This window comes from Parafrankia discariae, assembly GCF_000373365.1.
GTDB lineage: Bacteria > Actinomycetota > Actinomycetes > Frankiales > Frankiaceae > Parafrankia > Parafrankia discariae.
Genome location: NZ_KB891208.1, coordinates 345,402 through 369,540, shown reverse-complemented (window position 1 = coordinate 369,540; position 24,139 = coordinate 345,402). Strand labels below are relative to the sequence as shown.

Sequence of the window (24,139 nt, the reverse complement as noted above, 5' to 3'; positions counted from 1 at the left end):
ACAAGACGGGACATCCGCGATGTCCTGTCGCGAGTTCCGACGCCGGCACTCGCCGGCCGGAATCGGGGAGAGCTATGACGACGGACTCGGGAACGGCGGATTCGGGAGTGGCGGACGCGAGGCAGGCGGACGCGGGGCAGGCGGCCAACCGGCACTCGGACGCCCGGCACGTGGACCCGCGGCAGTCGGAGACCCGAGCCGTGGACACCCGGACCATGACCACGGACGGCGGTACGAGTCGCGCGGCCCGGGCGGCCGCCCGGAGCACCGCCCGGGCCGCCGCCGCCATCGCGGACGCGGCCGCGACCGCGGGCACCCGCGGCACTGCGGCCGGCGGCGCCGGCGGCGCCGCCGGCGAGGCGGAGGCGGCAGTGGAAGTGGAAGCCGCGGCGGAGGCGGAGGCCAGCGCGGCCGCCGCCGCGGACGCCGAGCAGCAGGCCATCGCCCTACGCGAACGAAACGCCACTTTGAGCGACCGTTGCCACCGGCTCGTCCGCTTCCTGCACGAGGTGGCCGTCTCCCAGTCCGAACAGGTCGTCGACGTCGACGACAACCCGCTCGTGATCTGGCTGGACGACCTCCCCGCCGGCCTGTCGCTGTTCGAGCACGCGGGTGCCGGTGAGGTGCTCCTCGAGGCTCCCGCCGCGGCCCTGCTGCCGCCGGCCCCGCCGCTGCCGGAGATCCTGCGCGGCCGGGTGCGGCTGCCGGTCCGCGGCGCCGACCTCGCCGCGGGGCTGCCCAGCCCGGGAATCCTGCTGCACGGCCCGGTGCCACCCGCCGACATCGACCTGACCGCCACGCCGGTCCTCGTCTACGACGCCCCACCCCGCCCGGCCCCCGCGCCGACCGCCCCCGGGCCGGTCGCCGGCGGCGCGGGTGACCGCGGGCCGCACGTCGCCGCCGACACGAGCGGCGCCGGCGAGGCGGGTGGCGCCACCGACACGAGCGGCGCCACCGGGGTGGGCGAGGCGAGTGGGAACGCCCCTGTCGACGGGCCGCCCGCGGACAGCCCGGCCCGCGACGGGGCCGACACCGACGTCGTCCTGCCGGGCACGACCGGCACCGACACTACGGGAACCGACAGCGACACCGGCACGACCGACCACGACGGAACCGGCCAGAACACCACCAGCTCGAACGGCACCAGCTCGAACGGCACCAGTCCCAACGGCACCGGCCCCGGCGGGGTCGACTCCGGCGGCGCCGGTCCCGCCGGGCCGGGGTTCAGGACCACCAGGTTCACCGGCATCAGCCCGAACGGCGTCGGCTCCAACGGGTCAGGACGCAACGGCTCTGGGCCCGGTGGCCCTGGGCGCAACGGGTCCAGCCCCAACGGGTCCAGCCCCAACGGGTCCAGCCCCAACGGGATCAGCCCCAACGGGTCCAGCCCCAACGGGATCAGCCCCAACGGGTCCAGCCCCAACGGGTCCAGCCCGAACGGGATCAGCCCCAACGGCGCCGGCCCCGCCCTGACCGGGCGCCCCGCCGCCGGCAAGCCCGGTCAGGGCGAGCCGCGGACCGGGACGGGCCCCGACGAGGCAGCCGATGACAGGGTCGACGGCGGTGCGGTCGACAACAAGGCGGTCGACGGCCGCGGCGCGGCCGACCGGGGAACGGACGACAACGAGACCCGCGAGCAGGAAGCCGGCGGCCAGCCGGCCGCCGGCCCGCTGGCCGGCGGCGAGGCGGGCGGCGCCGAGGCCGACAGCGGTGCGGCGGAGAGCGAGGACGAGGCCGGGCAGGTGCCCTCCGACGTCCAGGCCGCCTTCACCGAGTGGGCGCGGGCCTGGCACGTGTGGAGTGCCCGGGCCCGGGCCGACGCCGACCGGCGCCACCTGCACACCACGCTGTACGGGGTGGCGCAGCGGCTGGCCCAGGAGGGCGACACCCTGGAACTGGTACTCGCCACCGGTCTGCTCACCTGGTGGCTGCCGCGCCCCGTCCGCCGGCACCTGCTGGTCACCCGGCTGGTGGTCGAGGTCGATCCGATGACGTCCGCCGTCCGGCTGCGGGTGCCGGGGGGCACGTCCACCCGGCTGGAGGACAGCGCGTTCCTCGACGGCGTCCCCGCGTTCCGGCCCGAACGGACCAACTCGCTGCACGAGCGCCTGCGCTCCCGGGACGCCGCCCCGCTGGGCGCCGACGACGAGCGCCTGCTGCGGGACTGGCTCACCCTCGCCGTCGACGGGACGACCGCCGGCTACCGTCCGGGCTGGCCACCGCCTGGCCCGGCCGGGCCGAGCGCCGCCGTCACGCTCGCGCCGGCACTCGTCCTGCGCTCGCGTGGGCACGCCGCGCTCCTCAACTACTACGAGCAGATGCTGGACGCGCTGCGCGGCGACGGCCGTCCGCCGCTGGGTCTGGCCCAGCTCGTCGAGACCCTGGACACCCCCGAACGGCTGGCGTGGCTCGCCGCCCGCGACGTCCCCGATCCGGGCGCCGGACCAGGCCCGCGCGCGATCACCGCGGCCCCGGGTGAGCGTGGCGCCGGGCGGCACCGTGAACCGGCGCGGTCCGGACGTCCCGCGGAGGCCGAGGAGTGGCTCTCGCCGCTGCCGATCAGCCCGGAGCAGGCGCGGGTCATGCGGCGGCTACGCCTGGACAACGGCGTCGTCGTGGAGGGCCCGCCGGGCACCGGCAAGACGCACACCATCGCGAACCTGATCAGCGCGCTGCTGGCCGAGGGACGCCGGGTCCTGGTGACCAGTCAGAAGGGCCAGGCCCTGCGGGTGCTGCAGGAGAAGCTCCCGCCCGAGCTGCGCCGGCTGTGCGTCTCGCTCACCGACAGCGCGGAGAGCGGCGCGGGCGAGCTCGCCACCAGCGTGAGCGCGCTGGCCGCGCAGAAGGCCGTCTACGACGCCGGATCGCAGGACGAGCGGATCCGGACGGCGCGCTCACGCCGGGACTCCGCCGTCGCCGAACGCGACCGGATCTCGACCGCGGTCGCGGCCCGGCGGGCGGCGGAGTGGCGCCGCCACGGCACCTACGAGGTCGGGCCCGGTTGGTCGGGCACCCGGGCGGAGATCGCCGCCCGGCTGCGGGACGAGGCCACCGAGCACGGCTGGATCCCGATTCCCGTGCCGGGGCCGGAGGGCGGCGGCTGGCCGCGACCGCCGCTCACCGACGACGAGGCCGCCGAGCTCTGGCAGCTGCTGACCACGCCGGACGCCACCCCGCCGAGCCATGCCGCCGCCGACGCGGCGTCCGCCCGGCAGGGGGGTTTCCCCGGGTTCGGCGACACGTTCGCCGCACCGCCCACCTCGCCGCTCGTCCTGGGCCCGGCGGCTCGCCTGGCCCCACCGGGCCAGCGCACCCCACGCGGCGGGACCGCCCGACCGGGCGAGGGGGCCGGCGCGCCGCGGACCGCGGGCACCGAGTCCACGGCGGCCGACGGCCCGGCGACGACGAACAGCCCGGCGCCCGCGGACGGCTCCGCACCAGCGGACGGCTCGGCACCAGCGAACAGCTCGGCACCAGCGGACGGCTCGGCTACCGCGGGCGACTCGGGACCGGCCGGCGGAGCGGGCGGAGCGGGCGGGCCGCTCGGAGCCGGCGGCGGGCCCTCCGACCCGCCCACCGTGCCCTCCCCGATCACCTCCGCGCTGGCGCTGTCCGCCCTGCGCGAGCAGCGGGCGTTCGGCCTCCCGCCGGAGCTCGGCGAGCTGCCCACCCGCTCCGAGCTGTCCGTCCTCGCGCACATCGAGCGGGTCGCGCTGACAGCCGCGAAGTCCGCCGAGGACGCCCTGAGCCGGCAGGCCACGCTCATGGCGCCCGTGATCGCGGACGCGCTCGCCCGGACCGGCGACGAGGCGGCGGAACGGATGGCGGCCGGCGTCGACGACGTGCTGCGCGCCCTCGAGGCCGTCGGCCGCCGGGCCGTCCGCCAGCGGTGGGTCGAGGACGCCCTCGCCGACGCCTTCGCCGGACGGGCCGCGGTCCTGTGGACGAAGGTCGCGGCCGCGGCACCGGCGATCGCGGAGGCCACCCAGGCAGTGGTCGAACTCGGCCTGCACCGGGTCGAGCTCCCCACCGGCGGCGGGCCCGGCGGCGACCTGACCGGGCTGCTGTCGTCCGCGCTGGCGCTGCGCGAGCACATGGAGGCCGGCGGCTCGCTGCGCCGGCTGTTCCGGTCGAAGGCGCAGAAGGACGCCGGCCTGCTCCTCGACGGCACCACCGTCGACGGCGTCACGCCCCGCTCCCCCGAGCTGCTCGACCTGGCCCTGTGCCGGCTGCGGGCCGAGGTGGCGCTGGAGGCCGCCACCCGGGCCTGGTCGCTGCTGGGCGTCGCCCCCGATTCCACGATCGAGCTGGAGGTTCGCCTGGCCCGGCTCACCGAGGCCCAGGACGCCGCGCGGGCCATCGACGTCGCCGTCGCCGCGCGCGACCGGCTCGCCGCGCTGCTCGACACGATCGGCGTGGAGAGGATCACTCTCGACTCGCCGGCGTCCTGCGCGGACGTCGGTGCCACGGTGAACGCCCACCGGCTGCGCCAGTCCGCCACGATCGCCGGCACCCAGCTCCGGGAGCTCGCCGCCGACCTCGTCGCGGCGGCCAGCCAGCCGGACGCCGTACCGGAGCTGGCGCTGCTCGCGATCGCCGTCGAGGCACGCGACCCCGCCGAGTACGTGGCGGCCCTGGAGGCGACCGCGGGAGCCCTCAACGGCCGCGCGCGAGCCCGCCGGCGCGCCGAGCTGCTCGGACGGGTCCGGGCGGCGCACCCGCTGCTCGCCGACCTGCTCGCGCTGGGCAACCCCGCCACCGGCGGCTTCGGCACGGGCGGCTTCAACGCCGCCGGGTTCGGTACGGGCGGGTTCGGTACGGGCGGGTTCGGTACGGGCGGGTTCAGCGCCGGTGGCTTCGGCGTGACCGGGGTGGGCCTCAACGGCGTCGGGCCGGAGCGGATGGAGTCCTTCGGCCGGGCCTGGTCACATGCCGTCGCCGCGACCTGGCTCGCCCGCGTCCGCGCCGTCGACCAGACCGACCTCGACGCGGACCTGGACGCCGCCGACGAGCTGGTCGCCTCCGCCACCGCCGAGCTGGCCGGCGCCCTGGCCTGGAAGCACTGCCTGGAGCGGATGGGCACCGAGCAGTCCGCCGCCCTGCGCTCCTACGCCGACGCGATGGCCGCCGGCGGCCGGTTCACCGGCCGCCACGCCGAGCGCTACCGGCAGGCGGCCCGGGAGGCCATGCGCATCGCGCAGACCGCCGTCCCGGCCTGGGTGATGCCGATCAGCGAGGTCCTGTCGACCATCCCCGCGGTGCGGGACAGCTTCGACGTCGTCATCGTGGACGAAGGCAGTCAGGCCGGCCTGGACAGCCTCTTCCTGCTGTGGCTGGCCCCCCGGGTGATCGTCGTCGGGGATGACCGGCAGTGCACCCCGCCGGACGCCTCCGTCGAGGAGCTCGAACCCGTCTTCACCAGGCTCGACACCCTCCTGCCGGACATCCCGAGCTGGCTTCGGGTGGGCTTCACCCCGCGGTCCAGCCTGTTCTCGCTGCTGCGGACCCGGTTCGGGGACGTCGTCCGGCTGCGCGAGCACTTCCGGTGCATGCCGGAGATCATCGAGTGGTCGTCGGCGATGTTCTACCGGGACGCCCCGCTCGTCCCGTTGCGACAGTTCGGCGCGGACCGCCTCGCCCCGCTGCGTGCCCAGTTCGTGCCGCACGCCTACACCACGTCGACGCCCACCGGCCCGCGCAACCCGATCGAGGCCGAGGCGCTGGTCACCCAGGTGCTCAACTGCGCCGAGGACCCGCGCTACCGGGGGCTGAGCTTCGGCATCGTCGTGCTGCAGGGCACCGCGCAGGCGGAGCTGATCCGCTCCGAGCTGTCCGCCCGGATGTCCGCCGCCGAGCAGCTGCGTCGCCACCTGCGGGTGGGCTCGCCCCCGGACTTCCAGGGCGACGAGCGGGACGTGGTCTTCCTGTCCCTGGTGATCGCGCCGGGGACGTCCACCACCTCGCTGACCCGGCTGGAGTACCAGCGCAGGTTCAACGTCGCCGCGTCCCGGGCCCGGGACCAGGTCTGGCTGTTCCACTCGGTCTCCACCGCCGACCTGGACCCGGGCGACCTGCGGCACAGCTACCTCAGCTACGTCCTCGCGCACTCGGCGTCGGCGCCGATGGCGATCACGGCGGCGCCGCTCACGCCGTCCGAGGTGAGCCCGGTGCTGCCGCACCCCAGGTTCGACTCGCTGTTCGAGCAGCGGGTGTTCCTGGCACTGAGCTCACGCGGATACCACGTCACCCCGCAGGTCGAGATCAACGGCCGGCGGTTCGACCTCGTGATCTCCGGCGGCCGCGCCCGGCTCGCCGTCGAATGCGACGGGGACGCGACCCGGACCACCGAGGATGTCGAGCGGGACCTGACCCGCGAGCGGGAGCTGCGCCGGGTCGGCTGGCGGATCTGGCGGGTCCGCCGCTCGGAGTTCGAGATCGACGCCGAGGCGGCACTCGCCCCGCTCTGGCCCCGGCTCGCCGCGGCCGGCATCGCCCCCACCATCCCGGTGGCCCTCCCGCCGGCGGCCTCCGATCAGTCGGACCCGGCGATGCTGGTCACCCAGCTCCTCCCGGCCCCCGCCTACGCGAGCCCCGTACCGCCGCCGGCACCCACGGCCGCACCGGCTCCGGTATCGCCTCCGGCACCGGCACCCACGACACCGGCATCGCCTTCCGCGCGGCCGGCGGCGTCCTCGTACCAGTACCCGCCCATGTCCCCGTCCCCGTCCGCGTACCCGGAGCCGTCGAACCCGGGCGCGGGCGGTGCGGGCACCGCCCGGACGGGTGAGGTCCCAGCCGGTGGGGGGAGTCGCACCACCGGCGGCGGATCAGGGGTCACCGGCGACACGGGCCTCGGCGACGCCGAACTCGGCACCGCGGGCTCCGGTGACGCGGGCTCCGGTGACGCGGGCCTGAGCGTCATCGGGCTGGGTGTCGTGGGCCGGGGAGCCGCCGGCTCCGGCTCCGGCCTCACCGGCCCGGGCACAACGGCCGACGGGGCCACCGACCCGGACCGCGCTCCCCGGGGCACCGGAAACTCCCCTGCCACCGGGGACTCCCGGGACGCCCGAACCACCTCGGCCCTGCCCGGCACCGCGAACCCCCCCGACCCGACCAGCCCCTCAGGCTCGGGCCACGCCTCCGACACGGCGGCTTCAAAACCACCGGCTCCCGGTTCGCGGTCGCCTGACGGCCCGCCCACCAGCGGCCAGGCCCCGGACACCCCGCCGACGAACACAGCCACGACGGGCCCGGCGACCGCGGGATGGCCCACCTCCGGCGGGTCACCGACCGGCTGGGCCTCCGTCGGGACCGCCCCGAACGGATTCCCGGGCGTCCCGCACATCTATCCGGGGCCGGACTCCTGGCCGGGCGTCTCGCTCTCGCCCAACGCGCCGTCACTGCCTGGCGGCGCGTCCTCCCCCGACGGGAGGACGCCGGCGAATTCCCCCCAGGTCGGCGGATCGTCGCCTTCCAGCGCACCGGCCGCCTTCGACGATCTGACACGCATCGACTGGACGGCGACTCCTGGCGGATCGGCCCCGCCCGGCGGGGCCACGCCGCCCGGCGGGATCACCCCGCCCGGGGAACCGCCGGCCTCCGGCCCCACGGCCGGGACCTTCGGGCCAGCCACCCCGGGCGGGCCGATCCCCCTCCCGGACGTCTCCCCCTACGGAACCGTGGCAGGCCCGTTCCCCCCGGTCGGCGGCGTGCCCTCCGTCCACTCCGACCCCGACGAACGCCGCCAACGCTGGCGCCCCATCCCCCTCTCCGGACAAGAAGGCCTGGACGACGCCTGACCCCCACCCCCAAAACCCCTGCCTCTGGTCAGGCGGCCGGGCCTCGGGTGGCGGGGGTGGCCCCGTCATCGGTGGTGGGCTCCAGAGCGGGGGGTGGCGGGGTGTTCTCGGTGCGGTCCTGGTCGGGGGAACGGTGCTGGTCGGGGACGCGGGCCTCGTCCCGAGCGCCAGCCTGGTCGTCCCCGTGGCTGTGGTCGGGGCCGTGGTCGGGGCCGTGGTCGCCGGCGCCGCCATGACCACCATCGGCGCCGCTGTGGTCGTCGCCGACGCCGAGATCACCGGCACCGCCGCCAGCGGCAGCGGCATGGTCACGGCCGGAGTCCTGGCTGTGGTCATGGTCGCGGTCGAGGTCGCCGTCCGCGGTGCCGACGATGCGGGCGAAACCGGCTCGGGGCAGCCGGGCCTTCACCGGTGTGGGCTCGCTGAAGTCCGCGCGCCGGATGCGGCAGTAGCCGGATTCGGAGCCGCCCACCAGCCGACCGACCCCGAAGTCCGCCGCCGAGGAGAGGTAGGCGAGCGCGGCCGCCCGGTCCAGCCCGACCTTCGTCTGAAGGAACGTCACCGCCGCGCGCGCCGCCCGGCGCAGGGCCTCCCGTGGATCAGGGTCGAATCCCGACGTTATCCACAGCTCGTCGGTCTCGATGAACGGGTCCCGCAGCGCGCCGAGAGTGGCCCGGGCCGCCGCGTCCCGCAGGGTCACCAGGCGGAGGGTGGCTCGCAGCGGACCTTCCAGCGCGGTCGCGCCGATCATGCCGTCGCCGACGGCGTAGTGGGGGTCGCCGACGGCGAAGAGCGCGCCGGGCACCTGGATCGGCAGATAGAGATGTGCGCCCGGGCCGAGGTCGCGGCAGTCCAGCGCGCCGCCGTGCCGGCCGGCCGAATCGGAGGCGACCGGGCCGTCGGCGACGTCCGCGGCGACGGCCATGATCCCCAGTGTCGGGTTGAGCGGAAAGCGGATCCGGGTGTCGCGGCCGCTCGGCATGGATCCGAAGAGCCGGCCGCGCCGGCGTTCGACCGCGAAGAAGGACGTGGTCGTCCGATACGCCTGCCAGCGCCGGGCGTCGGCGTCGAGGTCGGGCGCCGGGGTCTCCGGAAACTCGCCGGCGAGCAGGCCGGAGCCGTGCCGGGTGGAGATCACGCCGTAGCGGGCGCGGGGGTGCAGTGAGATGACGTCGATCCGCAGCACGTCGCCGGGTTCGGCGCCCCGGACGTACACCGGGCCCGTCACGATGTGCGCGCCGTCGCGGCCGAAGCGGTGCGGTATCCCGGACGCGGCGATCGCCCGCGCGTCCTCGAGCACCTCGGACGGCGCGACGCCGAAACCGCGGAAGAACGTGTCCGGGTCCCGTCCCTGATCCTCGAGGATCCCTTCCTGACTGACCGTGTCGATGGTGACGGTCGTGCCGGGGTCGATGCTCAGTACCGGCCGCGTCCGCGCGGTCGGCAGGGCACCCCAACTGATCGTCTCGGGGGTGGAGGGCAGATAGTGCCGGCCCTCGATCTTTCCTCGTCCGGGTTGCAGGGCCACTCGCGTGCTACCCGTGCCGACGCCGGGCCGTGCCGGACCGGCGACCGGCGTAGGCCACGATCACCCTGGTCGTCGTTCGACGTTCCGGGTCGGAGGGCACGCCTGCGGATGGGACAGCGGACGACCGGACGGCGACGGCGGGCTCGGTAGGAGCCGGTCGCAGACAGTAGCGGTGAGGGCGCTGCACGCGCGTCAGAGTCGCAGTGCGACATGACGCCGAGATGTCGTGGATGTTGCAGTCACGGTCCAGCCCTTGCTCAGCTCCAGCTCAGCGCCACGCGTGGCCCGCCGCGGGCCCACGGAAGGGGTAGCGGACGGGTACGCCACGGCATCCGACGGCCGCCTTCGGTCACCAGCGCGAGGCCGGCGGGCCTGATCCGGGGCCGCCGGAACGGGACCGCCAACACCCGAACACGCGCCGGAGACGAAAACCGACCGACTACCGTGGGCCGACGATGAGCACACGCGGTAAGCCGGACACTGAAGGCACCATCGACCCCGGAAACACCGGCGGAACCGAACGCACCGGCAGAGCCGACGGCGCCGGCAGCACCGGCGGCGCCCACGCCGTCGGCGGCGGGCCGACTGTGGCGGCGACCGGTGAGTTCGGCCTGATCCGGGCGATCACCCGACGCCTCCCCGTCGGGGCGGACGTCCTGCTCGGACCCGGTGACGACGCGGCGGTGGTGGCCGCCCCCGACGGCCGAGTGGTCGTCACGACCGACCTGCTCGTCGAGGGCCGGCATTTTCGGCGCGACTGGTCCTCGGCGTACGACATAGGGCGTAAGGCGGCGGCGCAGAACCTCGCCGACGTCGCCGCCATGGGGGCCCGCCCGACCGCCCTGGTGGTGGGCTTCGCCGCGCCCGGCACGCTGCCCGTCGCCTGGGCCGAACAGCTCGCCGACGGCCTGCGTGACGAGTGTGCCCTGGTCGGCGCGTCGGTGGCCGGCGGCGACGTCAGCTCGGCCGACGGCGTCGTGCTGGGGATCACCGCGCTCGGCGACCTCGCCGGGCGAGCCCCGGTCCGCCGGGACGGCGCCCGCCCCGGAGATCTGGTGGTGCTGGCGGGACGGATCGGGTGGGCCGAGGCCGGCCTGGCCCTCCTGCGCGCCACCACCGAACGACCCGTGGGGCGGCCGGACCCGACCGGCGGCGCCGCGGCGCAGGAGCTCCACCCGGAGATCCTGCTGGCGCACGCCGGGGTCGTGGACGCGCACCGGCGACCCAGCCCGCCCTACGCGCTCGGCCCGCTGCTCGCGGCGGCGGGAGCGCGCGCGATGTGCGACGTGTCGGACGGTCTCCTCGCCGATCTCGGCCACATCGCGGCGGCCTCCGCGGTGTGGATCGACATCGACCGGGCGGCGCTGCCGGTACCGGAACCGATCCGGGACGCCGCCGCGGTGCTGGGGGCAGATCCGCTGACCTGGGTTCTCACCGGAGGTGACGACCACGCGCTGGTCGCCTGCCTCGCTCCCGGAGACCCGCCCCCGGCCGGCTGTGTGGTCATCGGACGGGTGCTGCCCACCTCCGCCGGCGCAGGTCACGGGGTGCTCGTCGACGGGCTCGACCACCGCCGGCGCACCGGATGGGACCACTTCCGCCAGCCCACCTGAGCCGCGTGGGCCACCGACAGCCGGTAGCCCACAGGCACCCCAGGCCCCGGGGACACCCAGGCTCCAGGCCCTGGACACAGGTACGCCCCGCCCTCTCGGAGAGGGCGGGGCGTGACGTGTAGGGCGCCGGCCCGCCAGGTCGCCTCGCGGCGCGATGTCGCACGTAGCGACTCAATTTGGGTCCGGGGGCCATGATACGGACCGGCGCTGTCCATCCTAACGACCCGCGTCACGGTCCTGTTCCCGCTCGCCGGGTACCCGTCGAACAATGCCGCCCCGGCCCGCCGGCTCCCGTCAGACGGCGGACGGCGCCGTCCCCGACGGTGTTGGACCGCCCGGCGCCGGGCGCGTGAGGACGAGCGTCCCGATGTCGTCCACGACGCCGGTCCAGTCGCGGCGGAGCAGGCAGGTCGCCTCGGCGAACTCCACCACGGCCGGGCCGCGCACCATATCTCCCGGCCCGAGGGCCGCTCGGGGAATCACGTCGATCTCGTGCCAGGCACCGTCCGTCCAGGCGCGTCGCCGGCCGCGGCGCGCCGTGGGGTCGGGGCTCGGCGCGACGGGTCTCGGCCTGGGCCCCGGCACGGTCACCACCAGGCGGGCGGCCACCGTCTCGATCTCCCGGCCCGCGGCGACGTGCCCGTACCGGCGCAGGTGCTCGGCTTCGAAGGCGGCCCGGACCGCGTCGACGAGACCGCCGTCCGCGCTCGCGCCGCCGGCCACCGCGCCGCTGCCGCCCGCGGGCTCCGCCACGTCGATGGTCAGCTCGTGGGACTGCCCCGCGTAGCGGCAGTCCAGCCGGCGCTGGAGCACCACCGCGCCGGCGCCCGCCGGGTCGTGGCCGTCCACCGGGCCGTGGCCGCCGGCCAGGTCGGCGCTCGCGACCAGGTCGGTGAACGCGGCCGCCAGGTCGACCTCGCCGAGACGGCCGATGAGCGGGCGGGCGTGGTCGCGCCGGACGTCGCCGATCGCCAGGCCCAGTGCGGAGAGGACACCGGCCGCGAGCGGGACCAGGACCCGGGTCATCCCCAGCTCCTCGGCGAGCGCGCAGGCGTGTGTCCCACCGGCTCCACCGAAGGCGACCAGCACGAGTTCGCGCGGGTCGAGGCCGCGTTCGACGGAGACGACGCGCAGGGCACGGGTCATCTCCGCGTCCGCGACCGCCACCACCCCGGCGGCGGTCTCGACCGCCGAGAGCCCGAGGGGGGCGCCGAGCTCGCGCAGCGCCGCCTCGGCCGCCGTCCGGGAGAGCGTCACCTCGCCGCCGAGACCGGCACCGTCGGCGAGATAGCCGAGGCAGAGGTCGGCGTCGGTGACCGTGGGCCGGGTGCCGCCGCGGCCGTAGCAGGCCGGTCCCGGGTCCGCGCCGGCGGAACGCGGGCCGACGCGCAGCGCCCCGCCGGCGTCGACCCAGGCGATCGACCCGCCGCCGGCGCTGACCGAGTGGACGTCCACCGTGGGCAGCATGATCGGCACCCCGGCGAGCACCGACTCGGCGGTGGTCAGCGCCTGCCCGTCGAGGACCGGGGCGACGTCGGTGGAGGTGCCGCCCATGTCGAAGGTCAACAGGTCGCGCACGCCGGACAGACCGGCCACGTACGCGGCGCCGACCACTCCCCCGGCCGGCCCGGAGAGCACGCAGCGGGCGGCGTGGCCGGCCGCCTCGGCCAGCTCGGTGACCCCGCCCGAGGACTGCATGATCATCGGTACGGTGAGGCCCCGGTCGGCGCAGCGCCGCTCGAGCGCCCGCAGATAGGACGACAGCCGCGGGGTCAGGTAGGCGTCGGCGACGGCGGTGGTGAACCGCTCGTACTCGCGGAAGACCGGCAGGACCTCGCTGGAGGCCACCACCGTGACCCCGGGCAGCCGGGCGCGCAGCGCGGTCGCGACGGTGCGCTCGTGGTCGGGGTGGGCGAAGGAGAACAGCAGGCACACGGCGACCGCGTCGAGGCCGGGGACGGCCGCGACCTCCTCGACGACCCGGTCCACCTCGGCGGCCCGCAGCGGCTCGAGCACCCCGTGCGGGCCGCACCGTTCCGCCACGGTGAAGCGCAGCTCGCGCGGGACGAGGGCCGGCGGCCGGTCCAGGGTCAGGTCGTAGAGCGACGGTCGGTTCTGCCGGCCGATCTCGATCACGTCGCGGAACCCGCGGGTGGTCACCAGGGCCGTGCGGGCCCCGGCCCGCTCCAGCAGCGCGTTCGTCGCGACGGTGGTGCCGTGGGCGAACGTGCCCACGAGCGGTCCGTCCAGCTCCGCGACGGCGAGGGCGGCGAGCACCCCGTCGGACGGGTCGGCGGGCACCGAGGGGACCTTGGCGAACCGCACCGCGCCGTCCGGGTCGACGGCGACCAGGTCGGTGAAGGTGCCGCCGACGTCCACTCCGAGGCGGACCCTGCCGGCGGGACGGCCCCGACCGGCGGCTGACTCCTCGTGATCGACCACGCGGCTTTCCACCCCTCTGCCGGCTCCCCTGACGTGCTGGTTCCGCGCCGACCGATCCCCGGCCGGCAGTCACCCAGAGCGACGCGACCGGGCCGCGTGATCACCCGGCGAGCGACGGGGGCGAGGACGCCACCGGGAGCCTCGGACGGGCGTCAAGAACCCCCCGCGGACCACGCCCGCCGGTCGGTCCGGACCGCGTCCGTCGCCTGACCATTGCTTCTGGTGTCAGGGAAAGCCACCCACGGCCGACGGACGGCCCGGCGGGAACACCGGCCAACCGATCGACCCGGCCAAATGGTGTCAATTGTGATGTGACGTCTGGCAGGGCACCTCAAGCGGGTCCCTCCACGGCGGGTAACCTGAGCAGACGGTAGCGAAGGGCCTGTGAACAGGCGAGAGATGTACACCGTGGATAGAGGCGATTGGCCCCGTGACAGCACCGACGGTACCCGCGTCAGAACCTGACTTCGGCCCCAACGAGTGGTTGGTCTTCGAGATCTACCAGCAGTATCTCGAAGATCCGGAGAGCGTCTCCGCCGAATGGCGTGAGTTCCTCTCCGACTACCGTCCCGCGAACCCGTCCGCCCCGGCTGTGGCGGGCGCACCGGTCGCCGGCGACGGACAGGCGGCCGCCGCCACCGCCTCCGGTTCACCGCGCCCGCCGGTGCCCTCCGCACCCTCTCCGGCACCCGCCGCGAGCGCACCGGCTCCCGCCGCGGCGGCTCCGGCCCAGGCCGCGGCGCCCGTGGCGAAGCCGGCGGCGAAGCCCGCCGCGGCCGGGGCCCAGACCCCGCTGCGCGGCGCGTCGGCCCGGGTGGTCTCGAACATGGAGACCTCGCTGCACATCCCGACGGCGACCTCCGTGCGCGCCGTGCCGGCGAAGCTGCTGGCCGACAACCGGATCGTCATCAACCGGCATCTGGCCCGGTCGAGCGGCGGCAAGATCTCCTTCACCCATGTCATCGGCTACGCCATGGTCAAGGCGCTGGTCGACCACCCGGCGATGAACGCGTCGTACGCCGAGGTCGGCGGCAAGCCCACCCTGGTGCAGCCCGAGCACGTCAACCTCGGTCTGGCCATCGACCTGGTGACGCCCAAGGGGCGCCAGCTCGTCGTCGCCGCCGTGAAGAAGGCCGAGACCCTCGACTTCAGCCAGTTCTGGCTGGCGTACGAGGATCTCGTCCGCCGTGCACGGACGAACAAGCTGACGATGGACGACTTCGCCGGCGTCACGATCAGCCTGACCAACCCCGGCGGCATCGGGACGGTGCACTCCGTCCCGCGGCTCATGGAGGGCCAGGGCACGATCATCGGTGTCGGGGCCATGGAGTATCCGGCCGAGTTCCAGGGCGCGTCGCAGCAGACCCTGTCGAAGCTCGCCATCTCCAAGATCATGACTCTGACCAGCACGTACGACCACCGGATCATCCAGGGCGCGCAGTCCGGAGAGTACCTGCGGCGCATTCACGAGCTGCTGCTCGGCGCCGACGGGTTCTACGACGAGATCTTCCACTCGCTGCGCGTGCCCTACGTCCCGGTGCGCTGGCTGCCCGACATCTCCGCGCACCACGAGGGCGACCTCGACCACGGCGCGCGGGTGCTCGAGCTCATCCACGCCTACCGGGTGCGCGGGCACCTGATGGCCGACACCAACCCGCTCGAGTTCGCCATCCGCAGCCACCCGGACCTCGACATCATCGGGCACGGGCTGACCCTGTGGGACCTCGACCGGGAGTTCCCCGTCGGGGGGTTCGCCGGCCAGCGCACGATGTCGCTGCGTGACGTGCTCGGTGTGCTGCGCGACTCGTACTGCCGCCGCGTCGGCATCGAGTACATGCACATCCAGGAGCCCGCGGAGCGCACCTGGATCCAGGCCCGGGTCGAGCGCTCGGCCGAGCGGCCCGACCCGGCCGAGCAGCTCTACGTGCTGGAGCGCCTCGGCGCCGCCGAGGCGTTCGAGTCCTTCCTGCAGACCAAGTACGTCGGCCAGCGCCGGTTCTCCCTGGAGGGCGCCGAGTCGACGATCCCGCTGCTCGACGAGATCCTCGGCCGGGCGGCGGAGGCCGCCATGGACGAGGTCGTCATCGGCATGGCCCACCGCGGCCGGCTCAACGTGCTGGCGAACATCGTCGGCAAGTCGTACCGGCAGATCTTCGACGAGTTCGAGGGCTACGTCGACCCGCAGACCGCGCACGGCTCGGGAGACGTCAAGTACCACCTGGGCGCCGACGGTGTCTACACCGACCAGGACGGCCGCACCGTCCCCGTGTCGGTGGTGGCGAACCCGTCCCACCTCGAAGCCGTCGACGCGGTGCTCGAGGGCGTGGCCCGCGCCAAGCAGGACGTGCTGGACAAGGGCTTCAGCGGCTACACCGTCCTGCCGGTGCTGATCCACGGTGACGCGGCGTTCGCCGGTCAGGGCGTGGTCGCCGAGACGCTGAACCTCTCCCAGCTGCGCGGCTACCGCACCGGCGGCACCGTGCACGTGGTCATCAACAACCAGGTCGGCTTCACCACGTCGCCGACGTCCAGCCGCTCCTCGGTCTACGCCACCGACGTGGCGCGGATGGTGCAGGCGCCGATCTTCCACGTCAACGGGGACGACCCCGAGGCGTGCGTCCGGGTCGCGACGCTGGCCTTCGCGTACCGGCAGGAGTTCAACAAGGACGTCGTCATCGACCTCGTCTGCTACCGGCGCCGCGGCCACAACGAGATGGACGAGCCGTCCTTCACCCAGCCGCTGATGTACGACACCATCGCCTCCAAGCGCTCGGTGCGCAAGGTCTACACCGAGGCGCTGATCGGCCGTGGGGACATCACCCGCGACGAGGCCGAGCAGGCGATGAAGAGCTACCGCGCCGAGCTGGAGAAGGCGTTCGCCGAGACCCGGGAGACCACGACCCGGCCCACGCCGCAGCCGCGCATCGTGACCACGCCGGCGGAGGCCGCCGCGGCCGCCGCGGTCACCACCGCGGTGTCGCCCGAGGTGGTCAAGAAGGTCGTCGACACCCAGGTCAACATTCCGGACGGGTTCGTCATGCACCCGCGCCTGCGCCCGCAGATCGAGCGCCGGGCGCAGATGGTCGAGACCGCCGCCATCGACTGGGCGCTGGCCGAGACCATCGCCTTCGGGACCCTGCTGCTCAACGGCGTCTCGGTGCGACTCACCGGCCAGGACAGCCGGCGTGGCACGTTCGGCCAGCGGCACTCCGTGCTGGTCGACCGCTACACCGCCGAGGAGCACACGCCGCTGCGCACCCTGCGCGAGGACGGCGACTCGCAGGTCGGCACCTTCTACACCTACGACTCGCTGCTCTCCGAGTTCGCGGCGATGGGCTTCGAGTACGGCTACTCGGTGGCCCGCTCCGACACCCTGGTGCTGTGGGAGGCGCAGTTCGGCGACTTCGCCAACGGCGCGCAGTCGATCATCGACGAGTTCATCTCGGCCGGTGAGGCCAAGTGGGGCCAGCGCTCGTCGCTGACGCTGCTGCTCCCGCACGGCTACGAGGGCCAGGGCCCCGACCACTCCTCGGCCCGCATCGAGCGCTTCCTCTCGCTGTGCGCGGACGGCAACATGACCGTCTCGGCGCCGTCCAGCCCGGCCAGCTACTTCCACCTGCTGCGCCGGCAGGCGTTGTCGCCGGTGCGCCGGCCGCTGATCGTCTTCACGCCGAAGTCGATGCTGCGGCTCAAGGCGGCGGCGTCCTCCGTCGAGGAGCTCACCGGAGGATCCTGGCAGCCGATCATCGACGACGCGGCGGTCAGCGACCCGGCCAGCGTGAAGCGCGTGCTCCTGTCGGCCGGCAAGGTCTACTACGACCTGGCCGCCGCGCGGGTGAAGCGCAACGACGCGCAGCGGTTCGCGCTGCTCCGCGTCGAGCAGCTCTACCCGACCCCCGGGCCGGAGCTCGCCGCGCTGCTGCGCCGCTACCCGAACGTCACCGACCTGGTCTGGGTCCAGGAGGAGCCGGCGAACCAGGGCGCCTACCCGCACATGGCGCTGAACCTGCCCGAGTCGCTGCCGGACGGCCTGCGGCTGCGTCGGGTCTCGCGCCGCGCCGCGGCCGCCCCCGCGGGCGGCTCGTCCTCGGTGCACGAGCGCGAGCAGGCCGCGCTGGTCGAGGCGGCCTTCGGGGACTGACCCCAGCGGCACACCCGTGCCAGCCGGCCGCGTGCCGGTCAGGAGACACCTCCGGCGGTGCGCCGGGCCCGTTTACTTCGGGCCCGGCGCACCGCCGGACCTCGTTGGCGCCGCCGCCCGGTCGGGGCGGATACCTTTCCACCATGTACTTCACCGACCGGGGCATCGAGGAGCTGGCCGCCCGCCGCGGCGAGGAATCGGTGTCGTTCGACTCGCTCGCCGACGCCCTGCGCACCTTCGTCGACCTGCACCCGCAGTTCGAGGACGCCGTCGAGCAGCTCGCGACCTGGCTGGCCCGCCCCGACGACGACCCGGACCTCTGACCCACCGCCGGGCACCGGGCCGGTGTGCCCGGGGCCGGTCGGCCGCGCGCGGCCAGACGGTCGGCTAGACGGTCAGGACGAGCTTGCCGAAGACCTCGCCGGCCGCGAGACGCCCGAAGGAGACCCGGGCGTCGGCGAGCGGGCGGACGTCGTCTACGAGCGGGCGGGTGCCGGTGCGTTCCAGGAGGTCGACCAGCTCGGCGAGCTCGCCGCGCGTGCCCATCGTCGAACCGATCACCGAGAGCTGCAGGAAGAAGATGCGGTTGAGCTCGGCCGGCGGGTTCGGGCCGCTGGTGGCCCCGGAGCAGACGATCCGGCCACCCGGGCGCAGTGAACGCACCGAGTGCGACCAGGTGGCGGCCCCGACCGTCTCGATGACGGCGTCGACCCGCTTCGGCAGGCGCGCCCCCGACTCGACGGCCAGATCGGCCCCGAGCTCGAGCGCCCGCCTGCGCTTGGACTCGTCCCGGGAGGTGACGAACACGGTGTGACCCGCCGCCTTGCCGATCATCAGGGCCGCGGTGGACACTCCGCCGCCGGCACCCTGGACGAGCAGCGTCCCGCCGCCGTCCGCCGGCAGGCCCGCCCGGCTGACCACCATGCGGTACGCGGTGAGCCAGGCCGTGGGCAGGCAGGCCGCCTCCTCCCACGACAGGGCCGCCGGCTTGGGCACGAGGTTGCCCCGTGGGACGGCGATCCGCTCCGCGAGCGTGCCGGGATGCAGCTCGGAGAGCAGGGTCCGCTTCGGGTCCAGGGTCTCGTCACCGTCGCCGCGAGCCGGGTCACCGATGACCGCGTGGATGATCACCTCGTCGCCGTCCGCGCTGACCCCGGCCGCGTCGCAGCCCAGGATCATGGGCAGACGCTCGGGTGGCAGCCCGACGCCGCGCAGGCTGAACAGATCGTGGTGGTTCAGCGCGGCGGCCCGCACGGTGACCGTGGTCCAGCCTTCGGGCACGACCGGTTCCGGCTGGTCGCCGACCGCGAGGCCGGCCAGCGGATCGTCCGGGTCGATGGCGACGGCGGCGGCGGCGAGCACGAGCGCAACCCTAGGACGACGCCGCCCGGCGACGCCACCGAACCGCCCGTCCCCGTCGCCCGCTCCGGGCTTCCGGTCCGTGTCCGATCCGTGTCCGGTTCCGGGGAACGCGGCATACGACACGGCCCGACGCCACCGTCGTTCTTCGTCATGGTTCGCCCGGATCCCTCCCGCACGCCGGGGCGACCGGGGAGATCGACCACCGGCCGACCGGCGGGCTTCGGTAGCCCGGCCGTCGCGCGGTCGGACCGGATGTGTTGAACTCAATCCCGTGGTTACCCAGGGGAGTACGCCGGCCTCGGCCAGCCGGGACGGGGGCGGCCGGAACGGGGTCGCCCGAGATGGGCTCGTCCGGGACGGCGACCGCCGCCGGTTCGGCTGGCGACGACGCCGGCCGGTCCCCGTACCGGAACCGCCGGTGGTGCTCGTGACGGAGGGCGACCCGGTGATCATCGTCCCGTCGGCGGACTTCGTCTGCTGCTCCTACAAGGGCTGTGGCGCGCTGCGCCCGCTGACCGAGGCCAGCGAGAACCGCCCCTGCCCCGGCTGCGGCCGGGTCTGAGCCCCCCGTCCAGACAAGCGTGGCGGGTGAGCGAGTCCGGGGACTCGCTCACCCGCCACGGTTTCGCCACAGGGCCCGCGGGGGCCCGCGGAGGTGTGCTGCTAGCGGCGGGCGACTCCGTCGGCGCGGGCTGCCGCGGCGACGGCGGTCGAGACCGCGGGCGCGACACGCTTGTCGAAGACGCTCGGGATGATGTTGTCATCGGCCAGCTCGTCGGCGATCACGTCGGCGAGCGCCCGGGCGGCCGCGAGCTTCATGCCCTCGGTGACCCGGCTGGCACGCACGTCCAGCGCGCCCCGGAAGACACCCGGGAAGGCCAGCACGTTGTTGATCTGGTTCGGGTAGTCGCTGCGGCCGGTGGCCACGATCCGGGCGTACTTGTGGGCGATCTCGGGGTCGATCTCCGGATCCGGGTTCGCCATCGCGAAGACGATCGCCTCCGGAGCCATCGTGGCGACGGATTCCTCGGGCACCTTGCCCGCGGAGAGGCCGAGGTAGACGTCCGCCCCGGCCAGCGCCTCGTTGATCGAACCGCGCAGGCCCGCCTTGTTCGTCTCGGCGGCGAGGGCGGCCTTGACCGTCGTCAGGCCGTCCCGACCGGGGTAGATCATGCCGCGGCTGTCGCCGACGGCGATGTCACCGATGCCGGCGGCGAGCAGGATGCGGGTCACGGCCACGCCGGCGGCACCGGCGCCCGACACGACGGCCCGCAGGTCGCCGAGGGTGCGCCCGGTCAGCCGCGCGGCGTTCTCCAGCGCGGCGAGCGCGACGATCGCGGTGCCGTGCTGGTCGTCGTGGAAGACGGGGATGTCGACGCGGTCCTGCAGCATCGACTCGATCGCGAAGCAGCGCGGGGCTGAGATGTCCTCGAGGTTCACTCCACCGAAGCCCGGGGCGAGGCGGGCGACCGTGTCGACGATCTCCTCGACGTCGGTGCAGTCGAGGCAGATCGGCACCGCGTCGACCCCACCGAAGTGCTTGAAGAGGGCCGCCTTGCCCTCCATCACCGGCAGGGCGGCCGCGGGGCCGATGTCACCCAGGCCCAGGACGGCCGTTCCGTCGGTCACGACGATCACAGTGTTGGCACGCCAGGTGTACTCGTCGGCCAGGGCCGGCGTCTCGGCGATCGCCGTGCACACCCGGGCCACGCCGGGGGTGTAGGCGAGCGAGAGGTCCTCGCGGTTGTTCAGGGGTGCGGTCAGCCCGATTCCGATCTTCCCGCCGCGGTGCAGCGCGAAGGCGGGGTCGTCGTCGGACGGGCGCGGGCTCGGCCCGTCGAACCCCGGCGACGTCACCGGTGCCGCGGGCGAGACGGGCCCATCGGTCGGGGCCGCGAGGGACGAGTCGAGGGTCGTGTGGTCTGTGGTTGCGGTCACGAAAGGGGCTCCTCGGACAAGCCACGGCGGTTCCGTCCGGCGAACGGTGTCACTGACCGGACGTGGCTGGACGTTCCCGGGGCCCCGGCGAAGATCGGGCGTTCGCGGGGCTGCGGGCACTGCTGCGCCGCCTCGACGTGTGAGGCGGCTGGACTGCCACATGCCTGCGACGGGGGTGGCCCGACGCTGCTTCCAATATGACACGCGCGAGGCTCCGGGCCTCCTGGTCCGGTTCACCTGCGGCCAACCCCGGATGACATCCGCGTGAAACATGCGTGCGCCGCCCGGACGCCGCGAAGTAGCTGAACTGTGACGTAATGGCACTTGTCGGGCTCCCCGCGATGAGTCCGGCCCAGGCCGTTCACAGCCGTCCGTCGTCCCGCGTTTCCGCACCTGTCGCCCATCCGACTCCGGGGGGCGGCGTCGCGCGGAGTCCGTGCCGCCAGGTCCGGCACACCCGGCGGCACGCTACGGCGCCCGGCCCGACCCGACGGCGGGCGGTGGCTCGGGGCGGGGCGCCGGTCCGCTCCCGGCGACGCGCCGGAAGGCCGCCGCCGGAGCTCCCGTTGCGTTTTCGGAAACGAGCCGAAACCGGCCCGCAGCGTCGGCCCGGGCGCGGAATCCGCCGCGTTTCGGACTGGTTTCCGCACAGCCGCGGCGGCAATGATCGCGTGCCTCGCGACACATCCACCACCGATAAAGCGTGAGACGATTCACTCGAAACGCGAGCGTTGTTCGTCCGTGGACCCGCGGAGTGCGACAGGCGACGCACGGGGGTTTCGAACGCGGCTCGGGTCGACCCGCGATCACCATCCGCCGACCGTCATCTCACGGAGTGGAAGCCGCACGTGTCGGGCCGATCCCGATGTCAACCAGCCGAAGCGGCACGTCCACCGACGGCACACGGCAGGCGACGAGGCTGGCCGGGAATCGCCGCGCCCAACCTAGTAGCGTGCGTTGTCGTGGAGGTAACCGAGCTGCCGATCGCCGATGCCTGGTTGTTCACCCCTCGCCAGCACTCCGACCCGCGCGGAACATTCCTAGAATGGTTCCGTGTGGACGCGCTGGAATCGGTGACCGGGCACCGGCTTGAACTCGCCCAGGCGAACGCCAGTGTCAGCCGGGCGGGAACGCTGCGCGGCGTGCACTACGCCCAGGTGCCGCCCAGCCAGGCAAAGTACGTGACCTGTGTCAGCGGCCGGGTACTGGACTGCGTCGTCGACATCCGGGTCGGTTCGCCGACCTTCGGGTCGCACGCGGCCGTCCTGCTCGACGACGTCGACCGGCGGGGCCTGTACGTGTCCGAGGGGCTCGGGCACGCCTTCATGGCGTTGACGGACGGCGCCGCGATCACCTACCTGTGCTCCACGCCGTACACGCCGGAGCGCGAGTTCGGGATCAACCCGCTCGATCCCGACCTGGCCCTGCCGTGGCCGGCCGAGCTGACCCCGCTGCTGTCGGAGAAGGACACCGCGGCGCCCACGCTGAGCCAGGCCGCGGCGGCGGGCCTGCTCCCCACCTACGCAGACTGCCGAGCCTTCTACGACTCGCTGCGGCCGCTGAGCACCGGCGCGAGCCGCGGCTGACCGCACCGCTCCCGCGGGCGGTTCAGGCCCGGGGCGGCCGGCCGCGGCGCAGTGGGCGCGGGCGTGGCCAGTACCGGGCCACGACCCGGCCGAGGACGTCGCCGGCCGGGATCATCCCGAACGTCGCGCTGTCGGTGCCGGCGCGCACGTTGTCCGAGCGCAGCCACCAGGATCCGTCCGGGTCGGTGAACTCGGCCCGTTTGACCCCCAGCCCCCGTTCGGGCAGCCGCGCCACCACCACGTCACCCGGTCGGGGTGGCACGCCCCACAGCACGAGGCAGGCGTCGCCGTCATTCAGGGTCGGTCGCATCGACTCGCCGCGGACAGCGACCGCCCGCACGGAAACACGTGGGCTCACAGGGGTAGGTTGCCAGAAGGCGGGAAACCGGTCCGCGGACTTCCACTCGCGAGCCACGTCCCGCGATCGCAACCACCCAGGGCCGACCCGCCCGGCGCGGACGCGGCCGCCCCTGGGCGACAGACCCGAGGCGATACAGAGAGGACGGCGGCATGAGCCTGCTGCATCCCGCGATCAGCGTCAGTGCCCACTGTGACCTGCCCTGCGGCGTCTACGACCCGGCCCAGGCGAAGGTCGAGGCCCAGTCGGTCAAGGCCATCCAGGAGAAGTACCAGGCCAACACGGACCCGGAGTTCCGGGCCCGCGCGCTCGTCATCAAGGAGGAGCGCGCCGAGCTGGTCAAGCACCACCTCTGGGTGCTCTGGACCGACTACTTCAAGCCGAACCACCTGGAGAAGTACCCCCAGCTGCACGACCTGTTCTGGCAGGCCACCAAGGCGGCCGGCGCGGCCGGCGCCAAGGGCTCGGTCGACCCGACGCAGGGCCAGAAGCTGCTGGACCTGATCGACGAGATCTCCACGATCTTCTGGGAGACGAAGGCCGCCGCCTGAGTCCCGGGCGACAGCCAGGGCCGGGCGTTCCCGCCGGGTGGCCGAGTGCCAGCCGGCGGGGGCGTCCGGTTTTGCGTGTGGCTCGGGCGTCCCGCCGGCTGGTGGGGCGGGTGCCCGTCCACCGGGGATCTCAGTGATCGCATCCCGCCAGGAGCGGACATGATCAGACCTGCCCGGCGCGGGGACGTCGCAGCCGTCCTCACCCTGGTCCGCGGCCTCGCGGCCTACGAGCGCGAGCCGGACGCGGTCGCGATGACCGCCGACGACCTCACCGCGGCCCTGTTCGGCGAACCACCCGCGGCGTACTGCCTGGTGGCGCGGCCGCCGGGCGATACGGCCGCCACCACCGCCGACGACGCCGCCACCGCCACCGGTGCCGACGCCACCGACGTGGTGGGCTTCGCGATGTGGCATCCGACCTTCTCCACCTGGACGGGGAAGACTGGGATGTACCTGATCGACCTGTTCGTCCGGCCCGAGCACCGCCGCGCCGGGCACGGCCGGGAGCTGCTGACCGAGCTCGCCCGGATCTGCGGGCGGCGCGGCTACCAACGGCTGGAATGGGCCGTCCTGGACTGGAACACCCCCGCGCACGACTTCTACCGGTCGGTGGGGGCGGCACCCACCTCGGAGTGGACCACCTGGCGGCTGGACGCCCGCGCGATCGACGCGCTGGCCGACCCGCGCCCGCATCACGGCGGTGTTACCTGACGTGCACCTTCCCGGCTCAAACCGTGCCCTGAAGGTCACTGTCATCTAACCCCCGGCCCGGCTCCCCGACCGCCGGCGGACGCCGCCCCGGCCCCGCCCGGCACCGAGAA

The 24,139-nt window shown here is 74.5% G+C and carries 13 protein-coding genes; 8 read left to right on the top strand and 5 right to left on the bottom strand.

What is annotated here, in order from left to right; translation table 11 throughout:
• The first annotated feature begins 74 nt into the window (after positions 1-74).
• A complete protein-coding gene (locus B056_RS0113000) occupies positions 75-7,799 on the top strand; it encodes an AAA domain-containing protein (RefSeq protein ID WP_026239652.1) in 7,725 nt (2,574 codons plus the stop codon).
• Between the two features lie 28 nt (positions 7,800-7,827).
• Here B056_RS0113000 and B056_RS36320 read toward each other — a convergent pair whose 3' ends face one another.
• Positions 7,828-9,327, bottom strand: a complete 1,500-nt coding sequence (locus B056_RS36320; RefSeq protein ID WP_018502302.1) for an acetamidase/formamidase family protein — start codon at positions 9,325-9,327, stop codon at positions 7,828-7,830.
• 455 nt (positions 9,328-9,782) lie between these two features.
• Between B056_RS36320 and B056_RS0112990 the strand changes: the two genes are divergently transcribed.
• A complete protein-coding gene (locus B056_RS0112990; RefSeq protein WP_018502301.1) occupies positions 9,783-10,940 on the top strand; it encodes a thiamine-phosphate kinase in 1,158 nt (385 codons plus the stop codon).
• Positions 10,941-11,234: 294 nt separating this feature from the next.
• On the opposite strand, the gene B056_RS36315 is transcribed toward B056_RS0112990, so the two are convergent.
• Positions 11,235-13,382, bottom strand: coding sequence for a hydantoinase/oxoprolinase family protein (locus tag B056_RS36315; RefSeq protein WP_020572476.1), 2,148 nt, complete (start codon positions 13,380-13,382; stop codon positions 11,235-11,237).
• A gap of 430 nt (positions 13,383-13,812) precedes the next feature.
• Between B056_RS36315 and B056_RS0112980 the strand changes: the two genes are divergently transcribed.
• A complete protein-coding gene (locus B056_RS0112980; RefSeq protein ID WP_026239651.1) occupies positions 13,813-17,523 on the top strand; it encodes a multifunctional oxoglutarate decarboxylase/oxoglutarate dehydrogenase thiamine pyrophosphate-binding subunit/dihydrolipoyllysine-residue succinyltransferase subunit in 3,711 nt (1,236 codons plus the stop codon).
• Between the two features lie 143 nt (positions 17,524-17,666).
• Positions 17,667-17,846 carry a DUF6104 family protein gene (locus tag B056_RS0112975; RefSeq protein WP_018502297.1) on the top strand — a complete coding sequence of 60 codons (180 nt, stop codon included), beginning with the start codon at positions 17,667-17,669 and terminating at the stop codon, positions 17,844-17,846.
• Positions 17,847-17,910: 64 nt separating this feature from the next.
• Here the strand turns inward: B056_RS0112975 and B056_RS0112970 are convergent, their stop codons facing one another.
• On the bottom strand, positions 17,911-18,885 hold the full coding sequence (locus tag B056_RS0112970) for a zinc-binding dehydrogenase (protein WP_018502296.1): 975 nt from the start codon (positions 18,883-18,885) through the stop codon (positions 17,911-17,913).
• 418 nt (positions 18,886-19,303) lie between these two features.
• Between B056_RS0112970 and B056_RS43585 the strand changes: the two genes are divergently transcribed.
• Positions 19,304-19,447 carry a hypothetical protein gene (locus tag B056_RS43585; protein ID WP_195905899.1) on the top strand — a complete coding sequence of 48 codons (144 nt, stop codon included), beginning with the start codon at positions 19,304-19,306 and terminating at the stop codon, positions 19,445-19,447.
• Positions 19,448-19,548: 101 nt separating this feature from the next.
• Here the strand turns inward: B056_RS43585 and B056_RS0112960 are convergent, their stop codons facing one another.
• On the bottom strand, positions 19,549-20,823 hold the full coding sequence (locus tag B056_RS0112960; protein ID WP_018502294.1) for an NAD(P)-dependent malic enzyme: 1,275 nt from the start codon (positions 20,821-20,823) through the stop codon (positions 19,549-19,551).
• Positions 20,824-21,785: 962 nt separating this feature from the next.
• On the opposite strand from B056_RS0112960, the gene B056_RS0112955 reads away from it, so the two are divergent.
• Positions 21,786-22,409, top strand: coding sequence for a dTDP-4-dehydrorhamnose 3,5-epimerase family protein (locus B056_RS0112955; RefSeq protein ID WP_018502293.1), 624 nt, complete (start codon positions 21,786-21,788; stop codon positions 22,407-22,409).
• A 22-nt stretch (positions 22,410-22,431) separates the two neighbouring features.
• Here the strand turns inward: B056_RS0112955 and B056_RS0112950 are convergent, their stop codons facing one another.
• The gene (locus tag B056_RS0112950) at positions 22,432-22,767 is read right to left on the bottom strand and encodes a S24/S26 family peptidase (RefSeq protein ID WP_018502292.1); all 336 of its coding nucleotides are present in this window, start codon (positions 22,765-22,767) and stop codon (positions 22,432-22,434) included.
• Positions 22,768-22,919: 152 nt separating this feature from the next.
• Between B056_RS0112950 and sodN the strand changes: the two genes are divergently transcribed.
• Together sodN and B056_RS0112940 are read left to right on the top strand one after the other, a co-directional pair.
• Positions 22,920-23,318 carry a superoxide dismutase, Ni gene (gene sodN, locus B056_RS0112945; RefSeq protein WP_018502291.1) on the top strand — a complete coding sequence of 133 codons (399 nt, stop codon included), beginning with the start codon at positions 22,920-22,922 and terminating at the stop codon, positions 23,316-23,318.
• Positions 23,319-23,477: 159 nt separating this feature from the next.
• The gene (locus B056_RS0112940) at positions 23,478-24,029 is read left to right on the top strand and encodes a GNAT family N-acetyltransferase (RefSeq protein WP_018502290.1); all 552 of its coding nucleotides are present in this window, start codon (positions 23,478-23,480) and stop codon (positions 24,027-24,029) included.
• The last annotated feature ends 110 nt before the right edge of the window (positions 24,030-24,139 follow it).

What these genes read in the sequence shown, in the direction of transcription:
- B056_RS0113000 (WP_026239652.1), top strand. Translation starts at nt 75, where the DNA reads ATGACGACGGACTCGGGAACGGCGGATTCGGGAGTGGCGGACGCGAGG.
- B056_RS0112990 (WP_018502301.1), top strand. Translation starts at nt 9,783, where the DNA reads ATGAGCACACGCGGTAAGCCGGACACTGAAGGCACCATCGACCCCGGA.
- B056_RS0112975 (WP_018502297.1), top strand. Translation starts at nt 17,667, where the DNA reads ATGTACTTCACCGACCGGGGCATCGAGGAGCTGGCCGCCCGCCGCGGC.
- sodN (WP_018502291.1), top strand. Translation starts at nt 22,920, where the DNA reads ATGAGCCTGCTGCATCCCGCGATCAGCGTCAGTGCCCACTGTGACCTG.
- B056_RS0112940 (WP_018502290.1), top strand. Translation starts at nt 23,478, where the DNA reads ATGATCAGACCTGCCCGGCGCGGGGACGTCGCAGCCGTCCTCACCCTG.